Genomic DNA, 20852 nt, shown 5'->3' on the forward strand with positions numbered 1-20852 from the left:
CCGATCCTGCATAATAAATTTCTCTTCATGCCCGACGCCTCCGGTCGGTGCGTTAATTGCGATCCGGCAAGCTTCTTCACCGCAGGATCGGCCGCATGCTCGGCATCGTCAAGATTGCGCTGTCTCGCCCGTATACCTTCATCGTCCTGGCGCTGCTGATCCTGATCGGCGGGCCGCTGGCCTACCTGCGCACGCCGACCGACATCTTTCCGGAGATCAGGATTCCGGTGATCTCGGTGATCTGGCAGTACGCCGGCCAGCCGCCCGACAAGCTCGCGGGCTACATGACGACGGTGTTCGAGCGCTCGCTGACGACGATGGTCAACGACATCGAGCACGTCGAATCGACTTCGGTGGCCGGCTTCGGCGTCACCAAGATCTTCTTCCAGCCCGGCGTCAACATCGCGGTCGCCAACGCGCAGGTGACGGCGTCGGCGCAAAGCCTGCTCAAGAACATGCCGCAGGGCACCAACCCGCCGGCCATCCTGAACTACAACGCGGCGACGGTGCCGATCCTGCAGCTCACGCTTTCGGGCCAGGGCTTGTCCGAGCAGGCGCTCAACGACATCGGCATGCAGTCGCTGCGTCCGCAGCTCGTGACCGTGCCGGGCGCGGGCGTGCCGCTGCCGTTCGGCGGCAAGACGCGCATGATCATGGTCGACGTCGATCCCGATGCGCTCAAGGCGCGCGGGCTGTCGCCGCAGGACGTTTCGAACGCGCTCGCGGCGCAGCACCAGATCACGCCGACCGGCACGCAGAAGATCGGCGAGTTCGACTACTCGGTGCGCGTCAACAACACCGCCTCGGTGCTCGAAGAGTTCAACTCGATTCCGGTCAAGTTCGTCAACGGCACCAACGTGCTGATGCGCGACATCGCCTACGTGCACGACGGCAACGCGGTGCAGACCAACGTCGTTCACGTGGACGGTAGCCGCTCGGTGCTGATGTCGGTGCTCAAGAACGGCGCGACCTCGACGCTCGATATCGTCGACGGCATTCGCGCGCGCCTGCAGCAGATCAAGCCGCTGCTGCCCGATGCGCTCGAAGTGAACCTGATCGGCGACCAGTCGATCTTCGTGCGCGCCGCCATCGAAGGCGTGATGCACGAAGGCATCCTCGCGGCCGCGCTGACGAGCCTGATGATCCTGCTGTTCCTCGGCAGCTGGCGCTCGACCGTGATCATCGCGATCTCGATTCCGCTGTCGGTGCTCGGGGCGATCATGCTGCTGTCGGCGTTCGGCGAGACGCTCAACATCATGACGCTCGGCGGCCTGGCGCTCGCGGTCGGCATTCTCGTCGACGACGCGACGGTGACGATCGAGAACATCAACTGGCATCTCGAGCAGGGCAAGGACGTGGAGACCGCGATCCTCGACGGCGCCCAGCAGATCGTCGCTCCGGCCTTCGTCGCGCTGCTGTGCATCTGCATCGTCTTCGTTCCGATGTTCTTCCTCGAAGGCACGGCCAGGTTCCTGTTCGTGCCGATGGCGATGAGCGTGATGTTCGCGATGGTCTGCTCGTTCATCCTCTCGCGCACGCTGGTGCCGACGATGGCCAAGTACCTGCTCAGGCCGCATGCGCCACATACCGACCTGCACGGCAACGACGCCTCGCTGCCGCCCTCGCGCAACCCGCTGGTTCGCTTCCAGCGCGGCTTCGAAGCGCGCTTCGAGCGCACTCGCGCCGTCTACCAGCAGTGGCTCGCGCTGGCGCTGTCGAAGCGCAAGCTGTTCGTGCCGGCCTTTCTGGGCGTGATCGCGCTGTCGTTTCTGCTGGTTCCGATGCTCGGGCGCAATTTCTTTCCGACCGTCGACACCGGGCAGATGTTGCTGCATGCGCGCGCGCCGATCGGAACGCGTGTCGAAGAGACCTCACGCTACTTCGCGCAGGTCCAGGATGCGATCCGGCGCGTGATTCCGCCCGACGAGATCGCGGTGATCACCGACAACATCGGCCTGCCGGTCTCGCAGATCAACAACGCCTACAACAATACCGGCACCATCGGCCCGCAGGACGGCGACATCCAGATCACGCTCAAGCACGGCCATCGTCCGACCGCGGACTACATGCGCGAGCTGCGCGAGCGCCTGCCGCGTGAATTCCCGATGATGACCTTCTCGTTCCTGCCGGCCGACATCACGAGCCAGATCCTCAACTTCGGCAGCCCGTCGCCGATCGCGGTGCAGGTGCGCGGCAAGCTGCTCGAGCAGAACCTCGCATTCGCCAACGAGCTGCTGCGCAAGATTCGCCTGGTGCCCGGCATCGCCGATGCGCGCGTGCAGCAGTCGGGCAAGTATCCGACCTTCAACGTCGACATCGACCGCTCGCGTGCGCAGCAGCTCGGCATCACCTCGCGCGACGTGACCAACACGATGGTGATTTCACTCGCCGGCTCGGGCCAGGTCACGCCGCTCTGGTGGCTCAATCCGGACAACGGCGTGGCGTACCAAGTGGTCGCGCAGATTCCGCAATACAAGCTCGATTCTCTGCCAGCACTCGAAAGCCTGCCGCTCGCGACCACGGGCAAGGACACGCAAGTGCTCGGCGGCATCGGCGAGGTGCGTCGCACGATGACGCCGGCGGTGATTTCGAATCGCGACATTCTGCCGGTGGTCGACATCCTCGCTTCGCCACAGGGCCGCGACCTCGGCAGCATCGCGAGCGACGTTCAGAAGATCATCGACGAGGCGGCGAAGTCCGCTCCGAAAGGCACGACGGTGACGCTGCAGGGCCAGGTCACGACGATGAACCAGGCCTTCTCGGGCCTGCTGTTCGGTCTGCTCGGCGCAGTGGCGCTGATCTACCTGCTGATCGTGGTGAACTTCCAGTCCTGGTCCGATCCGTTCGTGATCATCACCGCGCTGCCCGCCGCGCTGGCCGGCATCGTCTGGATGCTGTTCACCACCGGCACGCCGCTGTCGGTGCCCGCGCTGACCGGCGCGATCATGTGCATGGGCGTTTCGACCGCCAACTCGATCCTCGTCATCAGCTTTGCGCGCGAACGCCTGCTCGTGGTCGGCGATGCCACGCAGGCCGCGCTCGAAGCCGGCTACACGCGCTTTCGCCCGGTGCTCATGACCGCGCTCGCGATGATCATCGGCATGGCGCCGATGGCGCTCGGCCTCGGCGAAGGGGGCGAGCAGAACGCGCCGCTCGGCCGCGCGGTGATCGGCGGCCTGATCTTCGCGACGCTCGCGACGCTGTTCTTCGTGCCGGTGGTCTTCAGCATCGTGCATGCGCGCCACGGCCGCGCCGCCGCCTCGACTCCTTCTTCAGCTCTGGCTTCAGGACATCCCCATGTCGCCCACTGACAACGCTCCCCCCAAGGCCCTGCGCAGCCTGCGCACGGTCGGCCTCGTCGCCTCCTTCGCGGCGATCGGCATCGTCACCGTCGGCGTCACCCAGCGCGCCCGCAGCAGCAACCAGCTGCGCGAATGGACCGAGGCGAACGCCATTCCGAGCGTCGTCGTCGCCGAACCCAAGAACATCGGCAGCAGCAGTGGATTGCAGTTGCCGGGCCGGCTCGAGGCCTTTTCGAACGCGCCGATCTACGCGCGCGCCAACGGCTACCTGAAGACCTGGTACGCCGACATCGGCACCGAAGTCAAAGCCGGCGATCTGCTCGCGGTGATCGAAACGCCCGATCTCGACCAGCAGCTCGCGCAGGCCCGCGCCAACCTCGTGCGCGTCGAAGCCGACGCCCGCCTCGCCGAAACCACCGCCAAGCGCTGGCAAGCGATGCTCGGCACCGACGCGGTGTCGACGCAGGAAGTGGACGAAAAAGCCGGCGACTACGCGGCCAAGAAAGCGGCCGTGATCGCGGCACGCGCGGCGGTCGACACGCTCGCGGCGACGCAGGGCTTCCGGCGCATCGTCGCGCCGTTCGATGGCGTGGTGACCTCGCGCTCCACCGACATCGGCGCGCTGATCAGCGCGGGCACCAGCAACAACGGCCCGGCGCTGTTCACGGTCGCCAACACGCGCAAGCTGCGCGTCTACGTGCAGGTTCCGCAGAGCTACATGCCGACGATCAAGGTCGGCGGCGAAGCCGAGCTCAGCGTGCCCGAGCATGCGGGCCGCAGATTCAAGGCGACCATTCAGAGCGCGGCCGGCACCGTCGATGCGCGCTCGGGCGGCGGCCTCGTGCAGCTCGTCGTCGACAACGCCGACGGCAGCCTGCTCGCGGGCGGCTACGCCGACGTCAAGCTGCTGCTGCCGGCGAACGCGAACAGCGTCGCGGTTCCGGCGAGCAGCCTGATCTTCGCGCGCGAAGGCCTGCAGGTCGCCACGCTCGGAGCCGACGGCAAGGTGCTCATGAAACCGATCCGCATCGATCGCGACATGGGCAAGTCCGTCGAAGTGACGGGCCTGCAGCCCCACGATCGTGTCATCGACAACCCGCCCGAGTCGCTCGCCGGCGGCGATCTCGTGCAGCTCGCGGCCGAGAAGAAGACCGATGTCGCCAACAAGAACTGAGCGGCTCGCCGTGCGCGCGAGCCTCGCGCTCGCGCTGTCGCTGGGCGGCTGCCTGGCTCCGCGCTACGAGGTTCCGCCGGTGGCGCTCGCCGAGCAGTACAAGGAGGCTGCGCACTATCGCGACTGGTCGCCCGCGACGCCGGCCGACGCGCTCGATCGCGGCAGCTGGTGGACGCTCTACGGCGACGCAACGCTGAGCGGCCTGGTCGCCACGCTCGATCGCAACAGCCCGAACCTCGCCGCCGCGCTCGCGCGCTTCGAGCAGGCGCGCGCGATCTACGATCGCAGCCGCGTCTCGCTGTTCCCTCGCCTGTCCGCCAACGGCCGGTACGAGCCGAATCGAGGCTCCGACCTGCGACCGCCGAACGGCTCCGAAACGCGCTACTTCGACGACAACTCATTGGGGCTTCAAGCGAGCTACGAAGTCGATCTGTGGGGCCGCGTGCGCAACACGATCAAGGCCGGCTCGGCGAGCTTCGCCGCGGCGACGGCCGATCTCGAATCCGCGCACCTGAGCCTGCGCTCCGATCTGGTCGACCAGTACCTGCAGTTGCGCGGCTACGACTACAGCGTGCAGCTGCTGCGCGACAACGTCGAGGCGTTTTCGCGCGCGCTCAAAGTCACCGAATCGCGTCGCGACGGCGGCATCGGCTCGGGACTCGATGTCGCACGTGCACGCACGCAGTTGCAGACCGCCAAGGCCGAGCTGTCGACTTCGCTCGGCCAGCGCGCCGTGCTCGAGCACACGATCGCGGCCTTGATCGGCGAATCGGCGTCGAGTTTTTCGATCGCGCCGAGCATGGACAAGATCGAGCTGCCGCAGCTGCCGCTGTCGGTGCCTTCGACGCTGCTGCAGCGCCGGCCCGATATCGCCGCGGCCGAGCGACGCACCGCGGCAGCCAACGCGAGCCTCGGCGTCGCGCGCGCGGCCTGGTTTCCGAGTCTGAGCCTGAGTGGCAGCATCGGCTACCAGAGCTATCGGGGCAGCGACTGGTTCAGGGCTCCGAACCTGTTCTGGGCCATCGGGCCATCGCTCGCGCTCGATCTGTTCGACGGCGGCCGACGCGCCTCGCTACGCGATCAGGCCAAGGCCGAACTCGACGAGGCCGGCGCCACCTATCGCATGACCGTGCTGCAGGCCTTCGCCGAAGTCGAAGACCAGCTCGCCCTGCTCGATCACTATCGCGAGGCCTCGAACGAGGAAACCGAAGCCGTCGCCGCGGCCCGGCAGGCGGTCGACCTCGCGACGATCCGCTATCGCCAGGGCGCGGTGAACTATCTCGAAGTCACGAGCGCGCAGACCGCCTCGCTGCAGGCGCAGCGCGACCTCGTCACGATCTCGGTGAGCCGGCTGCGTGCGAGCGTCGGGCTGATCCGCGCGCTCGGCGGTGGATGGTCGGTCGGCGAGCCGGTAGCGACGGTGCCCACGCCGGTCGAGGCCGCCGCTCGCTGAGCCTGGCCTTCGAGGCCTGGAACCGGCGAGACGGCCTCCTCGTCGCCACGGCCCGGCGCCGGCCAGCGGGCCGCTTTACAGGCCCGGCTCTCGAATGATCAACCCAAGCGTTTGAGAATCTGCAGAGCAGGCTCGCCGACGATCGAGTCCCGGAACACCACGCAATTGCGCCCACGGCGCTTGGCTTCGTAAAGACAGGCGTCGGCATCGGCGATCAAGGCGGCCGGTTCTCCGTCCATCGCCGAGCGCAAGCAGCTGACACCGACGCTGATCGTCACGTACGAGCCCGGCGGCGGTGCTTCCAGACGCAGTTGCTCGACACCAGACCTCAAGCGCTCGGCGAACTGCGCCGCCGCTTCACCGGAGGTGGAACGCAGGAGCACGGCGAACTCCTCTCCGCCGTAACGGGCGACAAGATCGCCGCTTCGCCGTGACAGTGCCGAAAGCTCCCGTGCCACCTCACGCAATCGCCGGTCTCCCATCGGATGGCCCATTGCGTCGTTGAGTCTCTTGAAGTGATCGATATCGATCATCAGCAGCGAGAGCTTCTGTCCGCTTCGGGCTGCGCTGCGGCATTCGCGCCGAATTTCTTCATCGAAGCGGCGGCGGTTGGCGACACCGGTGAGCGCATCGGTGCGCGCCAGTGCATCGAGCTGTTCCTGCGTTTCGGACGCGTGCACCTGGGTCACCACGCTACGCGATCCGTAGCCGACGATCGCAAAGGCGAGGCCGATGATCGCCAGTTGCAGGTGCTGCCCGGCAAGCAGGGCGGAAACCGCCAGCAGGCTCAAGGGCAGCACCAGCGGACTCGCTGCCACCACGATACGAACCAACTGGCGATTCGGCTCGGGCACATCGTCGTCGCTGCGCAAGCGCAATGCCGACGCAGCCAGCAACAGAATGGGAATGTCGATCAGCAGATCCGAGTAGCCGCCATAGCCGGCGCTCTCGGACTCGAGATGGTTGATGTAGAGCGCCGTGAGGAAGTAGACGAATGAGAACTGCGTGAGCCGCCGGAAGAATTCCCGGAGCCCCGGATTCCGGCTTGAGCGCCAGCGGATGAACGAAAACAGCAGGATGTAGAGATTCTCGATGTCGAACAGCAGCTGCAGGCTGAGCACCCCTCGCGGATCGGAATCGGGCAAGGTCGCGAATGCCTGGGTATGCACCGCAAACAGCACTCCGAGCCCCAGCGCCAGAACGCCATCGATCACACGTTCGAAGCTGCGCTCGCTCGCTGGAGCCGCGAGCACGAAGGTCAACGGAACGCCGTAGAGCACGAACAACGCCAGGCTCGCCACATGGAGCCAGGCCGCGTCATGCAGCGTGGAAACAAGATTGAGCGCCATTGCGGCAGACCACAGCGCCATGCCCAGGCCCAGCGCTCTCCATTCACTCAGAGGGCCTTGTGCATGAGCCCGCCACAGACTCGAGAGACCTGCTGCCGCCGGGAGCAGCGTCAGCATCGCCAGCGAAAGATACTGTGCTTGCGCGGGAAAGAGTCCGATGAGCAGTCCATGCACGAGCAGAATCGAAACGGCGAGAAGGAACACTGGCACATCCGTCTCCTCATCCTTGTGCGGGGAGGAGCTCGCCCCTTGGCCACTCGAGCGACTCTGCAAGCCTATGCACCCCCGTTGGGCAAAAAATAGCATGTGCCCGTCGACGTTCGTTGCCGTCCGTCACCGCGTCAGCGGGCGCTCGGCGACCGAAATAGGGGCTGGGATGCCGGATCTGTCGAACGGCCGGTCGAGGCTCGAGCTGCCTGCGCAAGCCTCGATTTCTTCGATGGGGACACCGGCGATCGCTGCTGGCTCGCCAGCATGAGGGTCAAGGCGCGGAATTCGCGAGCACCTGGCGAAACGCGGACAGAAAGCTCTCGAAGGCTTCGCGAACGGCGACCATCGCGCCGGCCGTATCGCCGGCGCGCACGCGGTCGAGGATCAGCTCATGGAATCCGATGGTCGCCGAATAATCGTTGCCGCTTTCGGCGATGCGGCGCAGCAGCACGCGCGCGCGCACGTCCCAGTGGAAACTGTCCCAGGTCGCCAGAAAGGCGCGGTTGCCGCTGGCCTCGACGAGCCTGCGATGGAATGCCAGCACCGCGGGCAGATACGTATTGTCCTTTTCGGGCGAGCCGTAACCCTGGCGAATACCTTCCATGTCCGCCGCGAGCGCCTCGCAAACCGAATCCGCGAACGGCATCGCGAGTTCGATCGAACGCACTTCGATGGTCGCGCGCAGTTCGTAGGCATCGAGCATCTCGGCGACATCGGTGCTGCGCACGCGCGTTCCGCGATACGGCTCGGCGACGACCAGGCCCATGGTCTCGAGTTCGCGCAAGGCCTCCCGCACGGGCGCCTGGCTGACCTTGAACTCACCCGCGAGCGCGAGTTCCTTGAGGTGGAAACCGGCCGGATAGACACCGTCGAGGATGCGCGAGACCAGCAGCTCGCGAATGCGCGTGCGCATGCAGGCCCGATCGAGCGTGTCGCCCGTCGCCGAAGCCCGCACGCCCGAGGAACTCACGGCGTGCCGGCCTGCGGCAGGCTCGCCTGCTCGGTCGGCGCCTTGTCGAGCTGCTCGCGAGTCCAGCCGCCGCCGGTCGCGCGAATCAGATCGATGCCCGCGACCACGCGATTGACGCGCGCTTCGAGCGCGGCGCGCTGCACGTTGAGCGTGGTGGTCTGCGTGCTGGTGACCTCGAGATAGTCGGCGACGCCGGCCGCGTAGCGCTTGTTGGCGTGGAACAGCGAGCGCGAAGCCGCCTCGTACGCCGCGTCGCTGCGCTTGGCCTGTTCGGCCAGATGATTCAGCGCCGCAAGATTGTCTTCGACTTCCTGATACGCCACGAGCACGGCCTTGCGGTAGTTCGCAACCGCCTCGTCGTAGGCCGCACGCGCGCGCCGGTTGAGCGAGGAGCGCGCACCGCCGTCGATCAGCGGCAGCGCCAGCGACGGGCCGATCGACCACAGGCGGCTCGGCGCGTCGAACCAGTCGGAACTGCGCGTGGCCTCGTAGCCGCCGCGCGCGCCGAAGCTGAAAACCGGGAACCAGGCCGCGCGCGCGACGCCGATTTCCGCATTCGCAGCCGCGACCGCGCGCTCGGCCGAGGCGATATCCGGACGACGCTCGATCAGGCTCGACGGCAGGCCGATGTCGACCGCCGGCGGCTCCACCGTGAACGCGCCCGGCGCGAGCGTGAACGTCGACGCCGACTGGCCGACGAGCACCGCGATCGCATGCTCGTACTGCGCACGCTGCAGGCGCGTGGCCGCAAGCTGCGCGTAAGTCGATTGCACCTGCGTCTCGGCCTGCGCGACGTCGGCTTCGGCCGAAATGCCGCCCGAATAACGGTTGCGCGTGAGTTCGAGCGCACGCTCGAAGGCGTGCACGCTGTCTTCGAGCAGCGCGATCGTCGAATCGCTGCCACGCAGCAGAAAGTACGTCGACGCGAGCTGCGTCTGCAGGCTCAGGTCGAGCGCCGCGAGCTCGCCCGCGCTGGCTTCGACGCGACGATTCGCCGCCGCGGTCCCGTTGCGCAGGCGACCGAACAGATCGACTTCCCAGGACAGATCGAGCGTGGCGAGGAAATCGTTGCCGATCGCCGGATCGCCGCTCATTCCAGGCGCGTTGCCGGACGTGCGGGCGCGCGTGACGCCGGCGCCCGCATCGACGGTCGGAAACAGATCCGAACGCGTCTGCCCGGCCAGCGCTCTCGCCTGCTGATAGCGCGCGAACGCGGCGCGCAGATCCTGGCTCGACGAGGCGAGCTGCGCTTCGAGCGCATTGAGCTGCGCATCGCCGAAGGCTTCCCACCACGGGCCGCGCGGAGCGGCGTCGGCCGGTTGCGCGGGCTTCCAGTCGCCGGCGTTTTCCTTGTAGCCGGAAACCTCGGGCATCACCGGCGCTTCGTACTCGGGCGCGAGCGAGCAGGCCGACAGCAGCGCTGCAAGCGCTGCTGTCGAAATCGCAGGACGCAGCATGCTCAGCGCGCGAGGCGAAAAACGAGCCGTCGAGCTGCTCACGACTTCGCGTCCTTCTGCGGTGCCTGCTTCGCCTGCTGTGCATCTTCGGACTGCGTGATGCGCACCTGCGTGCTGTCGGTGATCGAATCCGGCGGCGCGACGATGACCTGGTCCTGCGTCGTCAGGCCACTGGCGATCTCGATCTCGGTGCCGAAATCACGGCCGAGCGTGACTTTCTTCATGACCACCTTGTCGCCCGAAACGGTGGCGACGCGCAGGCCGTCGCCGCTGAACAGCAGCGCATTGGCCGGCACGCGCAGCATCGAGGCCGCGCTCTCGACGCCGAGCTTGAAATGCACCTCGGCGTACGAACCCGGCAGCAGCTCGTTGTTGGCGTTGTCGACGAGCAGCTGCGCGAGCAGGGTCCGCGAGCTCGCGTCGATCGCGCTCGAGGTGCTGTCGAGCTTGGCCTTGTAGCTTTTGCCCGGACGATCGGGGAAGAACACTTCGGCCTCGAGGCCATCGCTCATGCTCGCCGCATAGGTCTGCGGAACGCGCACGTACAGGCGCAGCGAACGTGTGTCGGCGATGCGGAACAGCTCGGCGCCCGAACTGCTGCCGCTGTTGATCAGCGCACCGCGATCGGTGTTGCGCGCGGTGATCACGCCGTCGAACGGCGCGACGATGTTCTTGAAGCCCGACAGCTCGCGCAGGCGCTGCAAATTGGAGCGCGCCGCATTGGCCGATGCGAGGCTCGCGGCCGCGGTGGCGCTGCGCTCGTCGGCCTCCTGCTGCGAAACCGAATCGGTCGAACGCAGGTCGCGCCAGCGCTCGGCGGTGACCTGCGCGATCTTGAGGTTGGCTTCGGCGTTCGCGAGTTGCGCTTCGGAGGCGTGCAGCTGCTCGTCCAGATCGGGGGCTTCGATCTCGGCGAGCACCTGCCCGGCTTTCACGGGCGTGCCGATGTCGACGAGCCAGCGCTTCAGGTAACCGGCGGTACGCGCGTAGATCGGCGCCTGGTAGTTGGCCTGCACGCTGCCCGGCAGCACCAGTGCGACTTCGCCGCCCGAGGCCTTGGGCCTGACCACTTCGACCGGCAGCGCGATCTGCGCCTGGGTGTCTTCCTCGAGTCGGGCGCTCGCGCGCTGGCGCGAGAACAGGCCCCAGGCGACGAGGATCAGCGCGACGAGGCCGATGACGATGCCGACGCGCGAGAAGCCATTCTGGGCGGAAGGTTTCTGAAAAAGATGAAAGTTGGTCTTCATGACGGCCACTTAAGCGCTGGGAGTGTGGGCCGCGTGATCGCGGCCGTGCAGCATCGAGAACAGGGTCGGAACGAACAGCAGCGTCGCGATGGTGGCGAAGATCAGGCCGCCGATGACGGCGCGACCGAGCGGCGCGTTCTGCTCGCCGCCTTCGCCCACGCCGAGCGCCATCGGCAGCATGCCGATGATCATCGCGAGCGCGGTCATGAGCACCGGGCGGAATCGCGTGAAGCCCGCGTCGAGCGCGGCCTGCACGGCGCTGGCGCCTTCGGCGAGCCGCTCGCGCGCGAAGCTCACCATCAGGATCGAGTTCGCCGTCGCCACGCCCATGCACAGGATCGCGCCGGTCAGCGCAGGCACCGACAGCGTGGTGCCGGTGACGAACAGCATCCAGGCGATGCCCGCGAGCGCGGCCGGCAAGGCCGAGATGATGATGAAAGGATCGAGCCAGGACTGGAAGTTGACGACGATCAGCAGGTAGACCAGCACGATGGCGCCCGCCAGGCCGACCAGCAGTCCGGTGTACGACTCCTGCATCGTCAGCATCTGGCCGCGCGCGACGATGCGCGTGCCCTTGGGCAGATCCTGGCTGTGCTCGGCGATGATCTCGTTGATCTGCCGGCTCACGCTGCCGAGATCGCGATCCTGCACGGCGCCGTAGATGTCGATGACCGGCTGCGCATCGTATTTGCTGACGATGCTAGAACCGAAGCCGCGCTCGATCGTCGCCAGGCCGCCGAGTATCTGCGACTCACCACTGCTGCTCGCCACCGGCAGGTTCTGCAGATCCTGCAGCGTCGCGAGCTGGTTCTGCGGCGCCTGCGTCACGATCGGATACTGCGTGCCGTTGGCGAGGTTGAGCCAGAACGTCGGCGAGGTCTGCAGGCTGCCCGACAAGGTGATGAGCAGGTTGTTGGCGACGTCGCGCTGCGTCAGGCCGAGCTGCTCGGCGCGGCTGCGATCGGTGGCGACGCGTAGCTCAGGCTGGTTGAAGGCCTGTTGCACGCGCAGATCGACGAGGCCCGGAACGCCGCGCAGCGCGTGCAGTAGCTTGTAAGCCACTTCGCGATTCTTCGGGCTGCCGCCGACCACCTGGATGTCGATCGGCGCCGGCAGGCCGAAGTTGAGGATCTGGCTGGTGATGTCGGCCGGCAGGAACGCGAAGCTCGTCGACGGGAACTCCTCGGGCAGGCGCTTGCGCAGCTCGCGCACGTAGTCGGGCGTGGAGCCGTGGCCTTCCTTGAGCGCGACGAAGACGTCGGCATCGCCGACGCCGATCTGGCCCGAGTTGCTGTACGTGAGGTTGATGCCCGAGACCGGCAGGCCGACGTTGTCGACGATGCTCTCGAACTCCTCGGGCGGAATCACTTTCTTGAGCGCCGCTTCGACGTGGTCGACGAGGATCGCGGTGTCTTCCACGCGCGTGCCGGTGGCGGCGCGAATGTGCAGCTTGATCTGGCCCGCATCGATGCTCGGAAAGAAATTCTGGCCGAGCAGCGGATACAGCAACATCGACAGCAGCATGGCGCCGAGGAACACCGATACGAACACGCCGCGGCGCGCCTGCACCGACTGCAGCAGCTCGTGATAGCGGACACGGAATTTCTCGAAGCGCGCTTCGAAGCCGCGCTGGAAGCGCTGCAGCGGACCCTTGGCCGGCTGCTCGTGCGCATGCGGATCGTGCTTCTTGAGCCAGTACATCGCGAGCGTCGGTACCAGCGTGCGCGACAGGATGTACGAGGCGATCATCGCGAACACCACCGCCTCGGCCATCGGCACGAACAGGTAGCGGGCGACGCCCGAGAGCAGAAACATCGGCACGAACACGATGCAGATCGCCATCGTCGACACCAGCGCCGGCACCAGGATCTGCCGCGAGCCCTCGAGAATGGCGGCTTCGACGTCCATGCCTTCTTCGAGGAAGCGATTGATGTTCTCGATCGTCACGGTCGCGTCGTCGACGAGGATGCCGACCGCGAGCGCCAGGCCGCCGAGCGTCATGATATTGATGGTTTCGCCGAGTGCATTGAGCGCGAGGATCGAGCTGATGATCGCCAGCGGGATCGAGATCGTGATGATCAGCGTCGAGCGCCAGCTGCCGAGGAACAGCAGGATCATCAAGGCCGTGAGTGCCGCCGCGATGAGGCCTTCGGTAACCACGCCCTTGACCGCGGCCTTGACGAAGATCGACTGGTCGCCGGTATGGGCGATGCGCGCGCCTTCGGGCAGTTGCTCGCGAATGAACGGCAGGCGCTCCTTGATCGTGCTGACGATGTCGAGCGTCGAGGCCGAGCCGGTCTTCTGGATCGACATCAGCACCGCGCGCTTGCCGTCCACGCGCACGATGTTGGTCTGTGGCGGGTGGCCGTCGTGCACGTGGGCGACGTCGCGCACGTAGACCACGGAGTCGCCGATCTGCCGCACCGGCAGGTCGTTGAGCTTCTGGTAGTCGATCGGGCTCGCGTTGAGCTTCACGTTGTATTCGATGCCGCCGATCTTCTGCGTGCCGGCCGGAATGATGAGGTTCTGGTTGCCGATCGCCGTGTTGACGTCCGACGCCGACAGCCCCAGCGCACGCAGGCGCGCCGGCATCAGGTCGACCTGGATCTGTCGCGTCGCACCGCCGAACGGAAACGGGATCGAAGCGCCCGCGACGGTCGCGAGCTGGGCGCGGATGAACGAGTTACCGAAGTCGAACAGCTCGGATTCGCCGAGCTTGGTCGACGACAGGGCCAGCTGCAGGATCGGCACCGTCGACGCGTTGTACTTGAGCACCAGCGGCGGCGTCATGCCCGACGGCATGTTGCGCAGCGTGGTCTGCGCGAACGCGGTGACCTGCGACATCGCCAGGTTGATGTCGACGCCGGGCTGGAAGAACACCTTGATGACGGTTACGCCCGGATAGGCCTGCGACTCCACGTGCTCGACGTCGTTGACGAGCGTGGTGACCGGGCGTTCGAAGTTCGAGGTGATGCGCCCCGCGACTTCCTCGGGCGGCAGGCCGGTGTAGTTGTAGACCACGCCGATGACCGGAATCTTGATGTCCGGAAAGATGTCGGTCGCCATGCCCTTCTGCATCGGCGTGCCGATGACCACCAGCGCGCCGAGCAAGGGCAGCAACAGCGCCATCACGATGAAGGTGTAGGGGCGCGAAAGGGCGATTCGGACTATCCACATACGGAAGGCGTTCCTGGCCAGGGCGCGGCGCTCGAGGCTCCGGCTAACGGCTGATCGGCACTGCGATCAGTAATTAATCGATTATCGATAATTCCAGGCAGGAACCGCAACGGCAAATCACTTACAAACGCGGCCCTGCGAAATGAATTATTTTTTAGTTACTTACATGTCGGTAAAAGCATCAGGCCGACGCAGCGTAAAGCTTCGCCCCATGCCGGCGGTGCGCCGTTCCTGCAGCGTTCTTGCCTGATCCTGCCGATCGTCGCCTTCAGCGCGGCGAGCCTTCAGCCCAGCGTGATTTCCTCGAAGCGGTCGGCCTCGGCGAAATAGAGGCCCGTGCGTAGGGTTTTTCCGGGCCTCAGTTCGCGCAGCAGGCCGAAGTAGGCCCGCAGCTGGCTGCGATAGCGCTCGACACCCTCGGCCACGTAGGCCGCCACCTGCGTGGCCTCGATCGGCCGCGCCGAGGTCTTGTAGTCGATGATCCAGAGCGTGCCGTCGTCGTCCTCGAAGCAGCGGTCGATCACCGCCGCTACCCATTGCCCGCCCTGGTAGCCGGCCAGGTGGTACTCGTTGCGCGCCCAGGGCTTCGGCCCGAGCAGCCAGCGCCCGCGCGGGCTCGCGAGCGTGCGCCCGACGAGTTCGAGCACGCGGTCGACCGCCGTCTCGACCTGCGGCTCGGGCAGGCCGAGTCGCCGGAACCCCGAAGCCAGCGCACCGCGCCGCGAACGCCCGCCGTCGTTCCAGGCCGCGAAGCCTTCGCCGGCGATGCGCTCCAGTGCCTCGTGATAGAGCGTGCCGACGAGTTGCGCATAAAGATCGCCCGGTGCGGCGACGCGCTCCTCGCGCTTGTCCTCGGCCGCGTTGAGCACGCCTTCGCTCGGTTTGAGCGTGCGGCGCTCCTGCGGCCGGTAGACGAGCGCGTCGTCGGCGTCGGCCGGCGGGCTCCAAGCCAGCGGCAGGCGCGGGCTGCGCGGCGGCGGGCTCAGCGCGTCGGCGACCACCCGCGCTTGCACGGCGATGGCAGCGCGGCCTTCGAATGCCGGCGCGAAGCGCGCCCGCAGCAGGCCGGCGAACGATTCGGCCGCGAACTCCGGCCCTTTCGGCCCCACGTCCGCGCAGGCGTAGAGCGTCAGACTGCGCTTGGCCCGCGTGACCGCGACGTAGAGCAGGCGCAGCGCCTCGTTGCGGCGCTCGGCAACGTGCTGCCGGTGCATCCAGTCGTAGAGCGCGTGCGCGGGGTCGGTTTCGTCGAAGGACTCCGGCGGTCTCGGCACCAGCAGGTGACCGTCACGCTCGTGACCGCCCTCGCCGGCTCGCCAGCTGCGCAGATGCCAGAGCGGCTTGTCCTCGGCGCGCGGCTTGCGCTCGCAGCCGACCAACAGCACGTGGTCGAACTCCAGGCCCTTGGCCTTGTGCACGGTCATGACCTGCACCTGCCCGGCGCGCGGCTCGGCATAGAGCTGGGCCAGGCTGCGATCGAGCGCCGCGACGTCGGCGATGCCGTCGCCGGCCGCCTGCCGTCGCAGCAGGCGCAGCGCGGCCTGCACGTCGGCGAGCCCGTCGGCATTCACGCAGGCCGCGCCGCCGAGCGCATGCCAGACCGCTTCGGTGCGATCGGCGAGGTTCAGCCGCAGGCCCGGATTCGCCGCACTCGCGCTCAGCGCGTCCTGCAGGCCTTGCAGGCGGGCGCGGCCTTCGGAGCTCAGCGTAAGCGCGGCAGCGGGCTCGGCAACCGCTTGCGGCGCGGTGAACAGATCGCCGGTCTCACCGGCCTCCAGGTTCTCGGCCAAGGCGACCGTCTCGACCGGCTTCAGCGCCGCCTCGATCCGGTCCGGCCAGCTCCAACGCGTGCGCCCGGCCGAGATCGCGACGAGGTCGGCCCAGCTCAGGCCGACGAACGGGGCGCGCAGCAGCAGCGCCCAGTGCAGGCGATCGGCCGGATGCCAGAGCGCGCGCGCGAGTGCGACGAGGTCGCGCACGGCCGGCTGGGTCGCCAGCGGATCGATGTCCTGGCAGGCCGGCGACAGCCCGCGCGCGCGCAGGGCGCGGATCACCGGCGCCAGATGCGTGCGAGCGCGGCCGAGCACGGCGACGCGCGCACCGCTCGCGACGAGCCGCTCGGCCTGCTCGGCCGCGGCTTCGGCGGCGATGGCGCCTTCGTCGGCACCGAACGCGGCGATGTCGACGCGCCCATCCGCGGCCGGCCGCTGCGCCTCGCTAGGCGCGAACGGCACGATGCCGCGCTCGGCGTCCGCGGTCTTCGGAAACACGGCCGAGAGCGCTTCGTTGAACCAATCGACCACCGCCGCGCTGCTGCGGAAATTCGCCGACAGCCGCAGGCAGGACAGCGGCAGGCGGCCGAGCCGGCGCTCGCCCCAGAGCTGCAGGAACAGCCGCACCTCGGCCTTGCGGAACGCATAAATCGATTGCTGCGGATCACCAACGAGAAACAGCGAGCGCCCGTCGCCGTCTTCCCAGGCCGCGGTGAGCCGCAGCAGCAGCTGCACCTGCGATTCGCTGGTGTCCTGCATTTCGTCGACGAGCAGGTGGCGAATGTGTCGATCGGCCCACAGCAGGCCTTCGCCGACGCCTTCGTCGCCGGCTTCGAGCGCGATCAGCGCCGAGCGCGCGATCTCCGAGAAATCGGTCTCGCCGCGCTCGCCGAACACGGTCAGCAGATGCGCCGACAGGCGGCGCAGGCAGCGCAGCAGGGCGCGCTGGAATTCCTTGAGCGTCGGTGGGTAATGCGGGTGCGGCAGCTTGCGCAGGCGCTGGCAGGCGGCTTCGAGCGCCTCGTCGCCGGCCAGCGATTCGAGCAGCTGCTTCATGCGCTGCGTGTAGGCCTGCTTGGCGACGAAACCGCTCCTGACGTTGATGCCGCCGGCCGAGCGCAAGCGCCCGTCCTTGGTCATCAGCAGCTCGATGAGCTGGCGGAAGATCGGCAGATGCGCGATCTCGGGCGGCGGCCAGCGATCGAGCGCCTCGGCCCAGCGCAGCAGCTCGTGCTGGCTCGCGCCCTCGCGCAGCAGGGCCACGAGTTCGCTGCCGCTGGTTTCACCGAGCAGGCGATGGAAATCGCCGAGCCCCTGCTCTACGAAGCGGCTCAGCAGCGCCGCCTCGGCTTCGTCCCAGTTCGCCTGCTCGTAGCCCACGACCGGCGACAGCCATTGCTCGCGCCGCGCGAGCAGCTCGCTCAAGGGCCCGATGAGCCGGTCGATGCGATTGCCCGCGAGCCGCAGCACGAGCGCGAGCGCATCGCGATCGGCGGCCGGCAGCTCGTCGTCCTCGAGTTCGGCGAACAGGCGCATGACCGCTTCGGAATACAGCTCGCGCGCATCCTCGGCGACGCGCACCGGACCGCCGAGCCGCGACAGCAGCGGCTGCCGGCCCGCGAGCTGGGCGTTGAAGCTGTCGATGGTCAGCGCGCGCAGCCGGTCGGGCTGATCGAGCAGGTTCCAGCCGCGACGGCGATCGTGTTCGAGCAGCTCGCGCGCGGCTTCGTAAGCGGCCGGCATGTGCTCGCCGGCTTCGCCGCGCTCGGCGGCCTGCAGCAGCTCGAGCAGGCGGAATCGGATCTCGGCCGCGGCCTTGTTCGTGAACGTGATCGCGACGACCTGCTCGGGCTGCTCGCAGCGCGCGAGCGCGAGCAGCATGCGGCTCACGAGCAGGCCGGTCTTGCCCGAACCGGCCGGCGCCATCACGAGCACGTTGCGATCGAGATTCAGCGCGGCGCTGCGCTGCTCGGCATCGGGCAGGGGCTTGCGGGTCTCGGCCGGCGAACTCACGACTCGTCCTCGTCGGACTGCGCATCCGCGTCGACGAACAGCAGCAAATCCGCATAAAAGCTGCGCGCATTGACCTTGCCGATGCCGGCCTCGCCGGCCAGGAATCCGCGCGCCGCGGCGACCAGCTGATTGCGCCAGTCCGACAGCTTGTTCGCCCAGTCGTCGCGCAAGTCCTGCAACTCGCCTTCGATGAGTTTCTGCCGCCAGTCGGTCAGCGCCGACAAGGTCGGATGACCGTCCTTGAGATGGCCGAAGCAGATGCCGTCGACACGCGGCACGCCCATGACTTCGGCCGCTGCGTGGCTCGCGTAGAGCGGCAGCTGCGGCTCGGCGAGCCGGTCGGCGCTCCAGCCGCGCGGATCGGCGTTGCGGCCGGTCTTGTAGTCGAGCACGAGCCAGCGATCGCCGTCCGGATGGCGCACGCGGTCGATGCGGTCGATGCGCAGCTTCAGCGGCAGCCCGGCGAGCCGCATCTCGACCTCGGCCTCGACGTGTTCGACCGAAAACGGATCGAGCCGCCGACGCTCGTGGCGCATCCACTGGCCGAGCACGTCGGCCTGGCGCGCACGTTCGAGCGCCACCGGCACGCGGCCGTAATCGGCCGGCGGCATGTACTCGTCGAGTGCCGGATCGAGCGCCGCGGCGATGGCGGTGGCGATCGCCTCGTCGCTGCGCCCGGCCAGTTCGGCACTCGTGCGCAGGTCCTTCCAGACCGCTTCGAGTACCGCGTGCGCGACATGGCCCTGGCGCGCGGCGTCGAGCCAGCGCGAGGGCTCGCGCAAGGCTTCGATGCCGAGCCGCGAACGCGCGAACGCGAAGAACGGCGATTCGAACCAGGCCTGGAACAAGGCCGCGCCGGCACGCAGGCGGCCGAGTTCGTCGTCGCCGACGGCCGGCACCGGGTCGTCGGCCGGCCGCACGCACTGCGGACCGTGCGCGGTACGCCGGTCGAGCCCGGAGATTGGCGCGAGCGCCGGCGCATCGACCCATTCGGTCGGGGTGCCGAACAGCGGAGACGGCGTGATCTGCGCCCCGCGCTCATCAAAGGCGACGACGTGCAGCGAGACCTCGGGCGCGAGCCTGAGCAAGTCGGCCGCCAGCTCGCGCGAACGCGCGAGCAGCAGCGCCGGCGCGGCGCCCGGCACGCCGGCCGCGATCTGCGGATCGAGCGGCAGGTAATCCGAATGCGCCTCGCCCGGGCGCGGCCGGCCCGGAAAACCGTCGGCCGACAGGTCGGCCAGATAGAGCACGTCGCAGGGCAGGCCCACGGCCTCGTCGAGCCGCAGGATCAGCACCGGCTGGGTGTATTCGACGCGCGCATCGAAGCGGGCGCTGCGCGCGAGTTCGCGCAGCCAGCTCAGGGCCTCGCCGGCGCTGACCTGGGCGAGCTGCGCGTCCATCGACGAGAAGCGCGCGAGCAGGCGCTCCCATTCGCGATACAGCTGGAAACCGGCCGAATCCGATTGCGGGGACCACGGGCCCTGCAAGGTCCGCAGGCGCTGCTGCCAGTGCTGGGCCCAGGCGCTCGGCAGCGCACGCGACGGCGCGGCGGCGATCGCGTCGCGCAGGGCCAGATAGTGCGCCTTGAGCCGCTCGGGCAGCGCCGCGATCAGGCGCTCGAAGCTGATGCGCGGCCAGCCTTCGTCGCGCAGCCGGGCGTCGGCGCGGGCGCCGAGCCCGCGGTCGAATTCGTCCCACAGCGCGGACGACAGCAGCACGCGCCCGACCAGGCCGGGCGCGTTGTCGCGCAGGCGCAGCTCGGCCAGCGCGAGCGCCGCCGCGATCGGCGGCTGGTCGGCCAGCGCCCCGCCGGCCTCCCAGCGCCAGGGCTGCGGCCGCTGGTGGCTCGCCTCCAGGCCCTGCAGCCACGGAGCGAGCAGCGGCCGGAAGATCGATTCGACCAGCTCGCGCCGACCGTCCGGATCGGGCATCGCGATGACGATGCGCGGCGGTGGGCTCGCGTGATCGGCGAACGGCAGCAGCCGGCGGCGGATGTCCGCTCCGATCGCGCGGAACTGCGCCTGCGCGTCGGCATGGCGCAGGCGCAGAAGGTCGGGAGAAAAGCCCGGCGGACGCCAGCGCTCGATGCGGCTGCCGGCAGCTTCGAGCGCCGCGAGCAGTCGTCGCTCGGCCGGGGCGAGCGTAGAACCGAAGCCGGCGAGCGCGATGCGCTGCGGAGCGCGGATGCGTCCGGCCCGCAGGCCCGCGATGACCTGCTCCGGCAGATCGGCCGACACCAGCCAGCCGCGGCGCTGCAGGCGATCGCGAAACTCGGCTCGCCAGCGCGCGAAAGCCTGGTGATCCTCGCTCTGCGGGCGCGGCAGCGAGAGCTCGTAGCGGGCGACGAGCTGTTCGGCCCGGCGCGCTTCGCGGGCGGCGGACAGCGGCGCGAGCAAGGCGGCGCCCTGGGCGTCCTGCTGGACCGCGTCGCGCCAGAGCGCGAGCTCCTGGGTCGCGTGCAGCAACTGCTCGATCGGCCAGCTCGCGGTCCAGGCGTCCTGCATCCACTGGCGCAGGCTCTGGATCGCCGGAGCCTCCCAGACCTGGGCGCCCTCGCCGCGCGCGCGCAGGCTGTGGTCCTCGCGCAGGGCGCGCGCGAGCCGATCGCTCGCGGTGAGCGTCAGCGTGCCGGCATCGTTCGCATGGGAGAGATCGTCAGCCATCGGTGTCCGCATGCTTGCGGCTCCTGTGGCTACGTGCAACGGGTCGGGTGGCGGCCGCTCTCGAG

The 20852-nt window shown here is 68.2% G+C and carries 10 protein-coding genes; 3 read left to right on the forward strand and 7 right to left on the reverse strand.

All coding sequences use genetic code 11. From position 1 onward, the window contains the following. Positions 1-95: 95 nt before the first annotated feature. From AC3WUM_RS24515 to AC3WUM_RS24525, 3 genes are read left to right on the forward strand one after another with little or no spacing between them, the layout of a single operon-like run. Positions 96-3311, forward strand: coding sequence for an efflux RND transporter permease subunit (locus AC3WUM_RS24515; RefSeq protein ID WP_492413873.1), 3216 nt, complete (start codon positions 96-98; stop codon positions 3309-3311). Beyond that, a complete protein-coding gene (locus AC3WUM_RS24520; protein ID WP_492413875.1) occupies positions 3298-4476 on the forward strand; it encodes an efflux RND transporter periplasmic adaptor subunit in 1179 nt (392 codons plus the stop codon). Before AC3WUM_RS24515 ends, AC3WUM_RS24520 begins: the two co-directional genes overlap by 14 nt. Beyond that, positions 4457-5929 (forward strand): efflux transporter outer membrane subunit, encoded by a 1473-nt coding sequence (locus AC3WUM_RS24525; RefSeq protein WP_492413876.1) that lies wholly within the window; start codon positions 4457-4459, stop codon positions 5927-5929. Before AC3WUM_RS24520 ends, AC3WUM_RS24525 begins: the two co-directional genes overlap by 20 nt. A gap of 98 nt (positions 5930-6027) precedes the next feature. Here AC3WUM_RS24525 and AC3WUM_RS24530 read toward each other — a convergent pair whose 3' ends face one another. The 7 genes from AC3WUM_RS24530 to AC3WUM_RS24560 form a co-directional block, all read right to left on the reverse strand. Then, positions 6028-7551, reverse strand: coding sequence for a GGDEF domain-containing protein (locus AC3WUM_RS24530; RefSeq protein ID WP_492413878.1), 1524 nt, complete (start codon positions 7549-7551; stop codon positions 6028-6030). A 208-nt stretch (positions 7552-7759) separates the two neighbouring features. Then, entirely contained in the window at positions 7760-8458 is a 699-nt protein-coding gene (locus AC3WUM_RS24535) for a GntR family transcriptional regulator (protein ID WP_492413879.1), read from the reverse strand. Beyond that, a complete protein-coding gene (locus tag AC3WUM_RS24540) occupies positions 8455-9957 on the reverse strand; it encodes an efflux transporter outer membrane subunit (RefSeq protein WP_492413881.1) in 1503 nt (500 codons plus the stop codon). Before AC3WUM_RS24540 ends, AC3WUM_RS24535 begins: the two co-directional genes overlap by 4 nt. Then, positions 9954-11162, reverse strand: a complete 1209-nt coding sequence (locus tag AC3WUM_RS24545) for an efflux RND transporter periplasmic adaptor subunit (protein ID WP_492413883.1) — start codon at positions 11160-11162, stop codon at positions 9954-9956. The genes AC3WUM_RS24540 and AC3WUM_RS24545 overlap by 4 nt, the downstream gene beginning before the upstream one ends. Positions 11163-11171: 9 nt before the next feature. Beyond that, positions 11172-14339, reverse strand: coding sequence for an efflux RND transporter permease subunit (locus tag AC3WUM_RS24550; RefSeq protein WP_492413885.1), 3168 nt, complete (start codon positions 14337-14339; stop codon positions 11172-11174). A gap of 284 nt (positions 14340-14623) precedes the next feature. Beyond that, entirely contained in the window at positions 14624-18124 is a 3501-nt protein-coding gene (locus AC3WUM_RS24555; protein ID WP_492413886.1) for a UvrD-helicase domain-containing protein, read from the reverse strand. Then, the gene (locus AC3WUM_RS24560; RefSeq protein ID WP_492413887.1) at positions 18121-20799 is read right to left on the reverse strand and encodes a PD-(D/E)XK nuclease family protein; all 2679 of its coding nucleotides are present in this window, start codon (positions 20797-20799) and stop codon (positions 18121-18123) included. Before AC3WUM_RS24560 ends, AC3WUM_RS24555 begins: the two co-directional genes overlap by 4 nt. Between the last annotated feature and the right edge of the window lie 53 nt (positions 20800-20852).

This window comes from Hydrocarboniphaga sp. FW305-C-57 (assembly GCF_058783045.1).